Source organism: Cellulosimicrobium sp. Marseille-Q8652 (assembly GCF_965112045.1).
On record NZ_CBCOPS010000002.1, the window covers coordinates 1,217,648 to 1,231,526 of the forward strand.

Genomic DNA, 13,879 nt, shown 5'->3' on the forward strand with positions numbered 1-13,879 from the left:
GGTCGGGCTTCGGAAGGGTCGGTCGGGCGGCTCAGCGCACGAGCCAGCCGCCGTCCACGGGGAGGATCACCCCGTGCACGTACGCGGCGGCGTCGGACGCGAGGAAGACGAGCGCGCCCGCGAGGTCGGCGGGCGTGCCCCAGCGCGCGGCCGGGATGCGCTCGGCGATCGAGCGCTCGCGCGCCTCGTCGGCGCGGATCGGCGCGGTGTTGTCGGTCGCCATGTAGCCGGGGGCGATCGCGTTGACGTTGATTCCGCGCGCGGCCCACTCGTTGGCGAGGGCCTTGGTCAGACCGGCGACGGCGTGCTTCGACGCCGCGTAGCCGGGCACGAGGATGCCGCCCTGGAACGACAGCATCGAGGCGACGTTGACGATCTTGCCGCCGCCGCGCTCGAGCATGCGGCGGCCGGCGGCCTGCGACAGGTGGAACACGGCGTCGAGGTTGACGGTCAGCACGGTGTCCCAGTCCTCGACGGGGTGCTCGGCCGCGGGCGCGCGGCGGATCGTGCCCGCGTTGTTGACGAGGACGTCCACGCCGCCGAGCGCCTCCTCGACCTCGGCGACCGCGGAGCCGAGCTCGGCCGGCGTCGCCGTCGTGAGGTCGCGCTGCACGGAGTGGACGCGGCGGCCGAGCGCCTCGACCTTGGCGATCGTCTCGGTGGGCACGCTGCGGTCGAGCAGCGCGACGTCGGCGCCCGCCTCGGCGAGCGCGACCGCCGCGCCCTGGCCGAGCCCGCGGCTCGTGCCCGTGACGAGGGCGACCTTCCCGTCGAGACGGAACTGGTCGAGGATCATGCGGGCACTCCTTCGGTCGAGGTGGCCGGGTCGGCGGTCGTGGCCGCGCCCGAGGTCTCCGGGTCCGGTCGGGCGAAGCGCGTCGTCAGCGCGCCGAGCCCCGCCACCCGGACCGTCACGGCGTCGCCGTGCCCGAGCGGGCGGTGCGCGGCGAGCGCCGCTGGCAGCTTCTGCGGGGTGCCGGTCGAGATGACGTCGCCCGGCTCCAGGGTCATCACCTGGCTGAGGTAGTGCACCAGGAACGGCAGCCGGAACACCATCGTCGACGTGCTCTGCGACACGGTGACGACGCCGTCGCGCACCACCTCGACCGTGAGGTCGTGGAAGTCGGCGACCTCGTCCGCCGTGACGACGGCGGGCCCGAGCTGACCGAAGCCGTCGAGGCACTTGCCCATCGTCCACTGGCTCGACCGGCGCTGCCAGGAGCGGTCCGACACGTCGTCGAACAGCGCGTACCCGGCGACGTGGTCCATCGCGTCCTCGACGCCCACGCGGTGCGCGCGGCGTCCGATCACGACGGCGACCTCGCCCTCGTAGTCGACGTCGTCCGCGACCGGGGGCACGGTGACGACGTCGTGCGGGCCGCTCAGCGTGTTCGGCGTCTTGACGAAGACGTCCGGGAACTCCGGGTCGTCCGTCGTCGGGTCCTGCCCGTCCGGCACGTGGCCGCGGTAGTTGTAGCCCAGGCACAGGATCTTGCCGGGGCGGACCGGGGGAGCGAGCCGCGCGTCGTCGGCCCAGGGGAGGGCCGCGAGCGCGGTGGCGTCGGCCGCGGCCTGCCCGACGGCGTCGCGCGCCCGGGCGGTCAGCGCCGGGTCGGCGAGCACGTCGGTGACCGTGACGCCGTCGCCGAGGGCGGGCGAGAGGTCGAGCAGGCGCTCGCGGTCGCCATCGGTAACGAGGGCGCCGGGACGCTCGGCGCCGGCGGTGACGTGCGTGACGAGCCTCACCAGTACCTCACCCAGCCCGGGAGCGTGTGGCGCACGAGCGCCTCGAGGTAGAAGTAGTCGCCCCAGAGGCTGCCCTCGTCGACGCCGATGCTCTTCGGCGCGTCGTAGACCGAGTGGAGCAGGAGCGCGTCGGACTCGACGCCCTCGGCGGCCGGCGTGTAGCCCGTGACGAGCGCGCGGAGCATGTCGAGCGAGGCGGTCGCGTAGCGCTCGCGGCGCTCCGGGTCCGTCTCGACTGCGGCGAGCTCGTGCAGGCCGCACGCGGCGATCGCGGCGGACGAGCTGTCGCGGGGCGCGTCGCTGCCGTCGGTGTAGACGAGGTCCCAGTAGGGGACGCCGTCGGAGGGCAGGTGCGCGAGGAAGTAGTCCGCGCAGCGCCGGGACGCGCGCAGCAGCTCCGGGTCGCCCGTCACCTGGTGGTTCATGGCGAAGCCGTAGATCCCCCACGCCTGGCCGCGCGCCCAGCACGAGTCGTCGCCCGCACCCTGCTCGGTCCCGCCGCGCAGGGGCTCGCCCGTGACGGGGTCCCAGTAGAACGTGTGGAACGTCGTGTCGTCCTCGCGCACGATGTGGCGCGCGAGCTGTGCGGTGTGGCGGCGCACGGCGTCGGGGTAGCGCTCCTCGCCGGTCTGCTCGCCGGCCCAGGTGAGCAGCGGCATGTTCATGAGGCTGTCGACGATCGTGCGGCCACGCTGGGCCGGGTCGGACAGGTCGCCCCACGCCTGGAGGATCCCGGCCGGCTCGAGGAACCGGACCATGAGGTGGTCGGCGGCGGACAGGGCCGCGGCGCGCGCGGTCCCGTCGCCGAGCAGGCGCCACGGCGCGACGCACGACAGCGTGTAGAGGAAGCCGAGGTCGTGGGTGTGCAGGTCCTCGCCCTGGTCGACGCGCCGGGCGAAGTCCGCGACGTGCCGCTCGCCGGCCGCGCGGAACGCCTCGTCGCCCGTGAGCTCGTAGGCGAGCCACTGCATGCCGGGCCAGAAGCTCGTGGTCCAGCCGCGGTTCGCCCCCTCGGCGAACTCGGGCGTGGCGGGGCGCGGCGGGTAGAGGTTGCCGGCGGTCGTGTCGTCGGGGTAGAGGTCGCCGAACGCGGCGATGTTGCGCCGGACGGTCGCGAGTGCGGCGTCGACGGCGGGTGCGAGCTCGGTGGCGAGCCCGGTGGCGAGCGTCATCAGGAACATCCTTCTGGTCGGTGCCGAGGAGCGACCGACGGTCGGTGAGAGGTCAGCGGGGGGCCGCGGCCGGTGCGGTCACCGTGCCGAGGGCGGAGTGCAGCGCGTAGCGGGCGCCGCCCCACGCGACGAAGAGCAGGGGAGCGAGGGCCAGGCCCAGCCCGACGGCGGGGCGCGCCGCGACGACGGAGCCGAGCATCGCGAGGACGAGCAGCGCGGGCAGCGTGAGGTACCAGCGCCGGACGCCGGCGAACAGCGACGCCCGGAGCAGGTCGCGCAGCCGCGCCTCCGGGTGGTCGGCGAGCGAGGCGGCGGCGACGAGCGACGTCACGAGCGTCAGGACGATCAGCGTGACGAACACCGGGATGGCGACCGCGCCGACGGCGTGGCCCCACACGGCGCGCACGTCCACGGCGAGCACGACGACCAGCGCGGTACCCAGCGCGCCGAGCGCGACGGACCGGCGCCAGTGCTGCCGGTAGCCGCGCCAGAACGTCCGCACGACCTGGGCGGACCCGTCCGCGGTGATCGCGCGGAACACGCCGAACGCGGCGACGACGCCGGGCGTGCAGAACGGCGCGAGCACGGCGAGCGCGGGCCACGACGCCGTCGGGTCCGTCGTCATGGCGAGCACGACGAGGGGCAGGCACGCGACGACGACGAGGAGGTTCGTCGCGAGGCCCGCGTAGACGGTGCTGAAGACGAGCTCGTACGTCTCGTGCGAGACGAGGCGGCGCCGCGGCGCGTGCGCAGAGGTGGCCATCGGGGTCAGCCCTTCAGACCGGTCGACGCGACGCCCTCGACGAAGTAGCGCTGGCCGAGGAGGAAGATGATCGCGATCGGCAGGACGGACAGCACCGAGCCGGTCATGATGAGCGCGTGCTCGGCGTTGTACTGGCCGATGAAGGACTTGAGCCCGAGCTGGACGGTCCACAGGTCGGGGCTGCGCAGGTAGATGAGCGGCCCGAGGTAGTCGTTCCACGTGTTGACGAACGTCAGCAGCGTGAGGCTCGCGATCGCGGGGACGGACAGCGGCATCATGATGCGCCGCCAGATGCCGTACTCGCTGAGGCCGTCGATGCGCGCGGCCTCGCTGAGCTCCTCGGGGATCGTCTCGAAGTACTGCTTCATGAGGAACACGCCGAACGCGCCGAAGGCCTGCAGCGCGATGATCGCCCAGAGCGTGTTCGACAGCCCGGCGTCCGACAGCATGATGAACTGCGGGATCATGTACGACTGCCACGGCACGGCGATGGTGCCGATGTAGAGCAGGAAGAGCACGTCGCGCCCGCGGAAGCGCATCTTCGAGAAGCCGTACGCCGCGAAGCTGCCCGTGAGCACCTGCAGGACCGTCACGGTCACGGACAGGATGAGCGTGTTCTTGAGCCACGACGTCATGTTCGACCGCGACCAGATGTCGAGGTAGTTCTGCCAGACGACGGGGTCCGGGACCCATTGGATCGGGATCGTGAACACCTGGTTGTTGTTCTTCAGGGACGAGATGACCATCCAGAAGAACGGCAGGAGGATCGCGGCGGCGGCGACGGCCATCGCGACGTACCCGGCGGTCCGGCCCGCGACGGAGGTCGCGCGGCCGCGGCGCGCGCGGGGCTCCGGGGTGAGCGCGACGGGGGCGGCGGCGGGGGTAGGGGTGTCGAGCGTGGCCATCACGCCTCCCTCCTCTTGTTGACGAGGAACTGGACGATGGTGACCGAGATGCAGATGAAGAACAGCACGACCGCGACGGACGACGCGTAGCCGAACTGGTTCTCCACGAAGCCCTTCTGGTAGATGTACTGGCTCAGCACGAGGGTCGACTGCCCGGGGCCACCGTTGGTCATGACGAGGATCAGGTCGAAGATCTTGAAGCTGCCGATCGTGAGCATCACGGTGACGAAGAACATCGTCGGGCGCAGGCCCGGGAGCGTGACGTTCCAGAACCGCTGCCACGCGTTGGCGCCGTCCATGCGCGCCGCCTCGTAGAGCTGCGCGGGCACCGTCTGCAGGCCCGCGAGGAGCAGCAGCATGTAGTAGCCCATCTCGCGCCACACGCTCACGAGGATGACCGCGGGCATGGCCCACGCGCTCGACGTCGTCCACCCGGGCGGGTTGTCGACGCCCACGGCGCGCAGCAGCTGGTTGATGGGCCCGAACTCGGGGCTGAAGAGCATGTTCCACACGACGGCGATCGCGACGATCGACGTGATGTAGGGGAAGAACGCGACGGTGCGGAAGAACGCGACGCCGCGCAGCTTGCGGTTGAGCAGGAGCGCCAGACCCAGGGACGCGGCGAGCGTCAGCGGGATGTGGATCGCCGCGTAGTACAGCGTGTTGAGCAGCGCCGTGTGGAAGCTCGCGTCACCGACGAGGCGCTCGAAGTTGTCGAGGCCGATCCACTGCGCCGCGCCGAACACGTTCCAGCTCGTGAACGAGATGTAGAACAGCACGATCACGGGGATGAGCGTGAGCAGGGCGAAGCCGATGAAGTTCGGCAGGATGAAGCTCCACCCGACGAGGGTGTTGCGCAGCTTCAGGCGGCTTCCGGCGCGGCGGCGGCTCGTCGGCGGTCGGGACGGCGTGGCCGGCCCGTCCGTCCCGGGCTGCGACCGCGCGTCGGCGGCGATGGTCGACATCGTGGGACTCCTGTGTCTGGAAGATCGTGGTGTGCCGGCCCGGCCGGGGCGCCGCGGTCAGCGGCGCGGCGCCCCGGTCGGGTGCGGCGGAGGTACCGGGAGGCGTCAGCCGATGCCGGCCTCGGACGAGGCGCGGTTCTCGGCCTCGGGGATCGCGTCGGCGATCGGGGTGGACCCGGACATCACGGCGGTGTGCAGGTCGTTGAGGATGTTCTGCACGGCGGCGGTGCTCGGCGCGACCGGGTTCTCCGGCTTGGTCTCGTGCGTCGAGAACGCGAACTTCGACAGGTCGTCCGTGGGGACGCCCTCGAGGCCGAAGAACGTGTCCACCACGGTGTCGGAGAAGAGCGCCGGCGTGATGCCGATCTCGGCGAGCGCCGCGGCGCCGCCCTCGCCCGCGGCGAACGCGAGGAAGTCCTTCGCGGCCTGGACCTTCTCCTCGTCGATCGCGGGGTTGATGCCGAGGCCGGTCGGGTCGCCGAACGTCACGGGCGTGGCGTCGGTGCCGGTCGTGGACTCGTCGACCTGCGGGATCGGGGCCATGCCCCACGCGAACTCGTCGGCCTCGCCGTTCTCCTGCTGCGCGATGAGCGTCGCGGCGTACCACGTGCCCATCGGCATCATCGCGGCCTGCTGCGTGCCGAACTGCGCCTGGTAGGTGAGCGAGTTCGTCGTCACGGTGCCGAACGTGGGCTGGGCGCCCGCGTCCTGCAGCTCGATCGCGCGCTCGTAGAACGGCTCGAGGAACGAGTAGTCGGCGCTGTCGAGCGACGCGCCGTCGCTCTGCGCGAGGGCGAAGCCCTGCACCGTGGACTGCCACGAGTGCTGGTACGTGCCGGTCGCCGTCGAGCCGGAGCCCTGGAACGCCGTCGTCAGGTCCTTCGCGGCCTGCGTGTAGTCGTCCCACGTCCACGAGCCGTCGGGCTGGTCGACGCCCGCCTCGTCGAAGAGGTCCTGGTTGTAGTAGAGGATCCACGAGTCCTGGCGGTAGGGCACCGCGTAGGTCGCGCCGTCGGCCTCGTAGGCGTCGACGCCGCTCGTGTCGCCGTCGAGCTCGCCCGCGACGTCGGAGACGTCGAGCAGCTGCTGGCCGGACTGGTACGTGTAGAAGTTCTTGAGATTCTTCAGCACGTAGATGTCGGGCGCGGTGCCCGCGGCGAGGTCGGCCGTCATCTGCGTGTCGTAGTCGTTGCCGGCGGCGTACTCCTTGACCTCGACCGTGACGTCGGGGTTCTCCTCGTGGAACGCGTCCGCGATGGTCTGGAACTCCGGCGTGGACGCCAGGCTCCAGCCCGCGAGCGTGAGGGTGACGGGGCCGTCGGCCGTGGCGTCGCCACCGGACTCGCCGGAACCTCCGCCGCAGGCCGTCAGCGTGAGGGCGACCACGGCAGCCGTGCCGATCGCGATCGGTGTCGTGCGCTTCATGTCCTTTGCTCCCCTTCGGGTCGGGCGGCCGGACGTCGGGCCTGGTCCTCCCGCCGGTGGGGTCGGCGGTCGGGGTGGGTCAGGGCAGGTCGGCGAGCGTACGTTCTCCGTCCGGCCAGTGCACGAGGGCAGTGCGTCCTGCCGACGTGAGCTCGGGCGCGCCGACCGTGCGGTGCGGTGCCGAGGGGTAGGTGTCGCGGGCGGGTCCCGCGAGGGTGACGAGCACCGCGTGCCAGCGGCCGGGCTCGACCGGGAGGTCGACCACGTCGACCGCGGACTCGTGGCCGAGCGGCGAGGCGTCGGTGCGGCGCTCGCGGGTGACGGGGGCGTCGGGCGCGGTGAGGGGGACGAGCGTGGCGGTGAGGCCGTCGCCGTCGACCACGGGCCAGCCGCCGACGCGCAGCCGGACGGTCGCCGGGTCCGCGTGCTCGGCGAGCTCGTCGACGCGCACGAGCCGGACCTCCCAGGGCCCGCGCACGAGCGAGACCACGGTGAGCGTGCCGGCGTCGGTCGCGACCCCCGGCAGCCCGTGGCCGTGGTCGCGGCCCCCGGTTTCGGCGTCCAGCCAGTGCGCGCGCACGACCGACCCGGCGACGCCGACCGGCGCCTGGCCGGCCGTGTCGTCGACGTGCGCCTCGAGCGCGCGCCAGCCCGTGCGGTGCGTCGCGCGGCCGTCGGCGTCGACGAGCGCGACGCTCTGGTCGACGGGCGAGGTGCGGCTCGCCGGGTCGGACCAGGGCGCGGTCGCCGTCGAGTAGCCGATCCGTGCGTACAGCGGGGAGTCGCCGACGCGGTCGCCCTCGCGGGCGTGGTCCGTGCCGTGGTTGAGGACGCGGACGACACCGTCGGCGCGCGTGGCGCTCACGACCCACCCGGGCGCCGCGACGGCGCGCAGCACGTCGCCGCGCTCCACCGGGAGCGGCTCCTCGGTCGCGGTCCACGCCGGGTGGTCGGCGGGCAGCGCGAGCCCGATCAGGCCCTTGCTCGCCCAGTACGGGGAACCGGGACCGGTGTACGACTGGGAGATGGGCAGCCACTCGTGGTGCCAGCCCTGCGTCAGCAGGCCGCGCTCGTCGGGCGCGCCGCGCTCGACGAAGTGGGACACGACGCCGGACGCCGCGCGGCGCAGCAGGCCGGGGGAGTGCGAGGGCACCTCGGCGATCGCGCCGACCCAGAACGGGGCGGCGGCCGCGAAGCGGTACGTGAGCGAGCGGCCCTGCAGGAGCGGCGAGCCGTCGGCGCCGACGAGCGTGAGCGCGTCGTCGAGGTAACGGTCCAGGAGCCGCACGTCGCGCTCGCGGCGCGGTGCCGCGAGGTCCTGCGCGCCCCGCATGCGGGCCCACAGTGTGGGGTACAGGTGCAGGGCCCAGCCGGCGTAGTGGTCGTACGCGCGCTCCGCGCCGTCGGCGAGCCAGCCGTCGGCGCGCTCGAACGAGTCGTGCGTCGCGAGGTCCGCGGTCATCTCGTCGAGCGAGTGCGGGCCGCCGACCGAGCGCAGGAACGTCTGCACGACGAGGCGGAACCAGACCCAGTTGATGCGGGGGTAGGTGTCGTCGCCGACGGCCTCCGCGAGGTAGTCGACGAGCTGCTCCTGGACGAGCGGCGACAGGCCGTCCCAGATCCACTCCCGGGTGAGGTCGAGCACGAGCGCGAGCGACGCGGCCTCGACCTTGGCCTGCGCGTGCTCCGACAGCCTCAGCCAGCGGTCCTCCGCGTGGGGGTCGGAGCCGGCGGCGAGGCCCTGCGCGTACCACTCGGCGTAGCCGTGCGGGTCGGCGCCGCGCTCGCCGGCGAGGCGGAACCCGGCGAGCAGGAACGTGCGCGCGAAGCCCTCGAGCCCGTCGACCGCGCGGCCGTAGCCGCCCTCCGGTCCGGGCAGCGTGATGCGGGCGTGGCCGGGCGAGGCGAACGGGAGGGCGGACGCGAGCAGGTGGTCGCCGAAGGCCGCCCACCGCGCACGGTCCCACCCGGTGAGGGGGTTCGTGGCGAGGGACGCGGTCGGCTCCGACCGGGTGCTCTCGTACGTCATCGTGTCCTCCGTCGTGGCGGCGCGCCTTCGTGCGGCCTGCGGTGCGTGGCCGGTGATGCCCATCACGTGATGTGATCGTTCACCGAACACTTCCGCAGTCAAACGTTCAGGAACGGACGCTGTCAAGCGCGTTGCCCTTCTGTTATGATCGCTTCTGATCGATGACGATAGAGCGGTCACCACCTCGACGGAGAGAGATGCCCACCCACTTCACCGGCCCGCTGTGCGCGGCCTTCGGCCTGCCGGTCGCGTCCGCGCCCGAGCGGCGAGCCGCCCTCGCCCACGTCCTCGTCGACCCCGCGCACGCCCTGCCCGTCGCGCCGGCGACGGACCGGTCGGTCTGGTCGCCGCGAGCCGGCAGCGCGTCGGGCGGCGTCGACCCCGAGACGGTCGCGGCGGTCCTCGTGCGGGCCGAGAAGGAGCGCGGGACGCCCTGGCCGCTGCCGCTCGCGAGCACCGCCGCGCGCCTGCACCGCGACGGCGACCGCACGGGGCACGAGGAGCTCGTCCTCGGCCGGCAGCGCCGGCTCTCGCGCGCCGTGGTCGCGGCCGCGGTCACGCTCGACGACCCGTGGGTCGACGAGGTCGCCGACGGGATCTGGGCGGTGTGCGAGCAGAGCACGTGGTGCTGGCCCGCCCACGACGACGCGTTCGCGACCCGCGGCTGGGTGCTGCCCGACCGCGCGCGCCCGTTCCTCGACCTCGGCGCCGGGGAGGTCGCGGGCCAGCTCGCCTGGGCGGACCACGTGCTCGGCGACGCGCTCGACGCCCGGTATCCCGGGCTGCGGCCGCGGCTCCGGGCGGAGGTGCGCGAGCGCGTGCTGGACCCGTTCGTCGCGCGCCGCGACTGGCACTGGATCGGCCTCGACGGCGACGTGCACAACTGGAACCCCTGGATCCACGGCAACGTCCTCGTGGCCGCCCTGCGGCTCCTCGACGACCCCGCCGACGCGGACCTGCGCGCGCACGTCGTGGACCTCGTGGTCGAGGGCCTCGACCGCTACGTCGCGGTGCTCCCCGCCGACGGTGCGATCGACGAGGGCTACGAGTACTGGTGGAACGGCGCGTGCCGCGCGATCGAGGCGCTCGACGTGCTCGCGCACGCGACGGGCGGTGCGCTCGACGCCCTCGACCCGGAGAGCCCGGTGCCCGCGCTGCGCGCGACGGTCGCCTTCCCGCACCGCATGCACCTCGGCGGCGACTGGTACCTCGACCTCGCCGACGGCCGCGCGCGACCGCCTGCGGGCCAGCCGTGGCACGCGCTGCACCGGGCCGCGCGCCGCGCCGGCGACGAGCACGCGCTGCGCCACGCGGCGTCGTACCGGGTGCCGGGCGAGCCGGTCGCCGACGAGGACTCCGGGCTCGGCCGGCTGCTGCGCGCGGCGACGGACGCGCAGTGGCTCGCCACCGAGCCGGCCGACCCGCCGCTGCCGCGCGACGTGTGGCTGCCGTCGACGCAGGTGCTCCTCGCGCGCGAGCGGGCGGGCACCCCCCGGGGTCTGACGCTCGCGATCAAGGGCGGGCACAACGGCGAGCACCACAACCACAACGACGTCGGGTCGTTCGTCGTCGCGTCCGACGGCGTCCCCGTGCTCGTCGACGCGGGCCGGCCCACGTACACCGCGCAGACGTTCGGGCCCGACCGGTACGCGATCTGGACCATGCAGAGCTCGTGGCACAACGTGCCCGAGATCGCGGGCACGCCGCAGGGCGTCGGTGCCGGGTTCGCGGCGCGCGACGTCGTCGCCGGGGAGGCCGCGCTGTCGCTCGACCTCGCGGGCGCCTATCCCGTGGACGGGCTCGCCACGTGGCGCCGCACCGCACGCCTCGTGCGTGGTGCGGGCCACGACGAGGACCGCGGTGGTCAGCGAGACCGCGGCCGGGCCTGCGTGACGGTCCACGACGCGTGGGACCTCGGCGCGGCCGCTCCCGCAGCGGCGGTCGTGCACCTCATGGTGGCCGGTGACGTCACAACGTCACCGGGCCTCCTGCGTGTGGTCCCGCTCGGTGGTGCGACGCCCGTCGTCGTGCGCTGGCCCGAGGACGTCCCGGTCGACGTGACTGTGCGGACCCTCGACGACCCGATGCTCACCGAGGTCTGGGGCGAGCGACTGACCCGCGTCACGATCGACGTGACGGACCGGACCGACCTGACTCTCGTCGTCGAGCAGGACGACACCATCACCCAGGAGGGGGCCCTGTGACCACGGAGGAGATGCAGCGCGCGCCGCTCGCTGCCGAACGGCGCGCGCACCTGCTCGCGTCGCTCGAGCGCGACGGCGTCGTGCGCGTCGCGGACCTGACGGACGAGCTCGGCGTCACGGCCGTGACCGTGCGCCGCGACATCGCGCAGCTCGAGCGCGAGGGGCTGCTCGCGCGCGTGCACGGCGGCGCCGTGCCCGTCGACGGCCGGGAGGGCGGCACGGAGCGCACCCCGACCGCGACGATCGGGGTGCTCGTGCCGTCGCTCGACTACTACTGGCCGGGCGTCGTGCGGGGCATGGAGGCCGAGGCGCGCAAGCACGGTCTGCGTGTCGTGCTGCGCGGGTCGTCGTACGAGGTGGCGGACGAGCGCCCGACGATCGAGCGGCTCGTCGAGGGCGAGGACCTGCGCGGGCTGATCCTCGCACCCCGCACGGACAGCCCGCACGCGCAGGAGCTCGTCCAGTGGCTCGCGCGCACCGACGTCCCGTCGGTGCTCGTCGAGCGCGAGGCGGCGCTCGCGCCGCACCGCGAGGCGCTCGAGTCGGTCGTGTCCGACCACGCGCTCGGCGCCCTCATGGCCGTGCACCACCTCGCCGACCTCGGCCACCGCCGGGTGGGCCTCGTGCTCTCGCGCCAGTCGCCGACGTCGCGCAAGATCGCCGCGGGCTGGCGTGCGGCGTGCGGGGACCTGGGGCTGTCGTCCGAGGAGCACTTCGAGCGCCTCGCGCCGGACCGGCACAAGCCCGAGTTCACGAAGGCGATCGCGGACGTCGTGGACACGGCGGTGGCCTCGGGCACGACGGCGCTGCTCGCCCACTCCGACCCCGAGGCCTTCGCCATCGTGCAGAGCGCGCAGGACCGTGGGCTGTCGGTCCCGGGCGACCTGTCCGTCGTCGCGTACGACGACGAGGTCGCCGGGCTCTTCAGCCCGGCCCTCACCGCCGTGCGCCCTCCGCGCGCGGCCGTGGGCCACGCCGCGGTGGACCTGCTCGCGAAGCGCCTGGCGGACCCGACGCGGCCCGTGCACCGCGTCGCGATCAGCCCGAAGCTCGTGGTGCGGGAGTCGACGGGGCGGGTGGCCGCGGGGCGCGCCTGACCGTCCGGGCGCGGTCCTCGCGTCGACCGGTCGGCGTGTGCCAGGGTCGTGCCCGTGCCTGATCTCCTCGCCGAGCCCGACCGCCCGTCCCTGCCGACCCTCCCGGTCCTCGCCGGGTTCCACCCCGACCCGTCCGTCGTGCGGGTCGGGGACCTGTACTACCTCGCGTGCTCGAGCTTCGAGTACGCGCCGGGCGTGCCGGTCTTCCGCTCGCCGGACCTCGTCGCGTGGGAGCTCGTCGGCCACGCCCTCGACCGCCCGTCCCAGCTCGCGCTCGCGCAGGCCGGGCCGTCGGGCGGGATCTACGCCCCGACGCTGCGCCACCACGACGGGCGCTTCTGGCTCGTCACGACGAACGTGAACGACGGTCCCGGGCACCTGCTCGTCTCCGCGACCGACCCGGCCGGGCCGTGGTCCGAGCCGGTGCGCGTCGACGCCGGGGGGATCGACCCCGACCTCGCGTGGGACGACGACGGGACGTGCTACCTCACGTGGTCCGACGGCGGGATCGTCCAGGCAGAGCTCGACCCGACGACCGGCGAGCTGCTCACCGCGCCGCGCACGGTGTGGCAGGGGACCGGCGGGCAGCACCCGGAGGGCCCGCACCTGTACCGGGTCGGGTCGTGGTGGTACCTGCTCATCGCCGAGGGCGGCACGGGGCACGGCCACGCCGTGACGGTCGCGCGGGGATCCACGCCGAACGGGCCGTTCGAGGCGTGCCCGGACAACCCGGTGCTCACCGCCCGCGGGACGCGCAGCCCGGTGCAGAACACGGGTCACGCCGACCTCGTGCAGCGCCCCGACGGCTCGTGGGCCGCCGTCTTCCTCGGCGTCCGGCCCGACGGGCGGTTCCCCGGGTGGCACGTGCTCGGTCGTGAGACGTTCGCGGCCGAGGTCTCGTGGGCCGACGGCTGGCCCCGCGTGGGCCGTGCGCTGCAGCCGCACGCCACCCCGGCGGTCGAGAGCACCCTCGGGGACGTGCGCCTCCCGAGGGACTGGGTGGCTGCGAGCGCGTTCCCCGGCGACGTGCTCACGTGGTCCGACGGCGCGTGGCGGCTCGTGCCGCGGACCGCCGACGACCGGTCGTTCGTGGGCCGCCGCCAGGAGCACCGGGTGTCGAGCGCCCGCGCGCGCGTGGACGCCGCCGAGGGCGTCGGCGGGCTCGAGCTGCGCGTCGACCCGGAGCACGCGGTGACGCTCGAGGTGGCGGGCGACGTCGTGCGCGTCGTCGCGCGGATCGGGCCGGCGGTCTCCGTCCTCGCGGAGGCGGTCACGACCCCCGGCGCGGAGCTCGAGCTGCGCACCCAGGCGTCGACCGCGCACGAGTACAGCAACCGGCGCGGGCCGGACGAGGTCGTCGCGGTGCTGCACGGTGCGGACGGGCCGCAGGAGCTCGCGCGCGTGGACGGACGGTATCTGTCGACCGAGGTCGCGGGCGGCTTCACCGGGCGGATGGTCGGCCTCTCGTGCGCGAGCGGTCGGGTCACGGTCGAGGCCTTCGCGTACACCGGCAGCCCGGAGTCGCCGCCGCGCGCCTGAGAGGGCCGGGCTGCGCGGCGCCCCCTCGTGCGGA

The 13,879-nt window shown here is 74.0% G+C and carries 11 protein-coding genes; 3 read left to right on the forward strand and 8 right to left on the reverse strand.

Annotation, left to right across the window (positions count from 1 at the left end; all coding sequences use genetic code 11):
• Positions 1–31: 31 nt before the first annotated feature.
• The 8 genes from kduD to ACWPWV_RS15310 all read right to left on the reverse strand — a co-directional run bounded on the left by kduD (position 32) and on the right by ACWPWV_RS15310 (position 9,005).
• Entirely contained in the window at positions 32–796 is a 765-nt protein-coding gene (gene kduD / locus ACWPWV_RS15275) for a 2-dehydro-3-deoxy-D-gluconate 5-dehydrogenase KduD (protein ID WP_285821109.1), read from the reverse strand.
• Complete coding sequence (locus ACWPWV_RS15280; RefSeq protein ID WP_454043798.1) at positions 793–1,746, reverse strand: fumarylacetoacetate hydrolase family protein; 954 nt, start codon at positions 1,744–1,746, stop codon at positions 793–795. Before ACWPWV_RS15280 ends, kduD begins: the two co-directional genes overlap by 4 nt.
• On the reverse strand, positions 1,743–2,918 hold the full coding sequence (locus tag ACWPWV_RS15285; RefSeq protein ID WP_454043799.1) for a glycoside hydrolase family 88 protein: 1,176 nt from the start codon (positions 2,916–2,918) through the stop codon (positions 1,743–1,745). Before ACWPWV_RS15285 ends, ACWPWV_RS15280 begins: the two co-directional genes overlap by 4 nt.
• A gap of 52 nt (positions 2,919–2,970) precedes the next feature.
• The gene (locus ACWPWV_RS15290; protein ID WP_454043800.1) at positions 2,971–3,681 is read right to left on the reverse strand and encodes a DUF624 domain-containing protein; all 711 of its coding nucleotides are present in this window, start codon (positions 3,679–3,681) and stop codon (positions 2,971–2,973) included.
• 5 nt (positions 3,682–3,686) lie between these two features.
• Entirely contained in the window at positions 3,687–4,586 is a 900-nt protein-coding gene (locus ACWPWV_RS15295; protein ID WP_454043801.1) for a carbohydrate ABC transporter permease, read from the reverse strand.
• Entirely contained in the window at positions 4,586–5,551 is a 966-nt protein-coding gene (locus ACWPWV_RS15300; protein WP_454043802.1) for a carbohydrate ABC transporter permease, read from the reverse strand. Before ACWPWV_RS15300 ends, ACWPWV_RS15295 begins: the two co-directional genes overlap by 1 nt.
• Before the next feature lie 105 nt (positions 5,552–5,656).
• Positions 5,657–6,976 (reverse strand): ABC transporter substrate-binding protein, encoded by a 1,320-nt coding sequence (locus ACWPWV_RS15305; RefSeq protein ID WP_454043803.1) that lies wholly within the window; start codon positions 6,974–6,976, stop codon positions 5,657–5,659.
• Between the two features lie 79 nt (positions 6,977–7,055).
• Positions 7,056–9,005 carry a DUF2264 domain-containing protein gene (locus ACWPWV_RS15310; RefSeq protein ID WP_454043804.1) on the reverse strand — a complete coding sequence of 650 codons (1,950 nt, stop codon included), beginning with the start codon at positions 9,003–9,005 and terminating at the stop codon, positions 7,056–7,058.
• Between the two features lie 197 nt (positions 9,006–9,202).
• Between ACWPWV_RS15310 and ACWPWV_RS15315 the strand changes: the two genes are divergently transcribed.
• Genes ACWPWV_RS15315 through ACWPWV_RS15325 form a run of 3 tightly spaced genes read left to right on the forward strand, consistent with a single transcriptional unit; the run spans position 9,203 to position 13,845 of the window.
• On the forward strand, positions 9,203–11,209 hold the full coding sequence (locus tag ACWPWV_RS15315) for a heparinase II/III domain-containing protein (protein WP_454043805.1): 2,007 nt from the start codon (positions 9,203–9,205) through the stop codon (positions 11,207–11,209).
• Entirely contained in the window at positions 11,206–12,306 is a 1,101-nt protein-coding gene (locus ACWPWV_RS15320) for a substrate-binding domain-containing protein (protein WP_454043806.1), read from the forward strand. The genes ACWPWV_RS15315 and ACWPWV_RS15320 overlap by 4 nt, the downstream gene beginning before the upstream one ends.
• Before the next feature lie 54 nt (positions 12,307–12,360).
• Entirely contained in the window at positions 12,361–13,845 is a 1,485-nt protein-coding gene (locus tag ACWPWV_RS15325; RefSeq protein WP_454043807.1) for a family 43 glycosylhydrolase, read from the forward strand.
• The last annotated feature ends 34 nt before the right edge of the window (positions 13,846–13,879 follow it).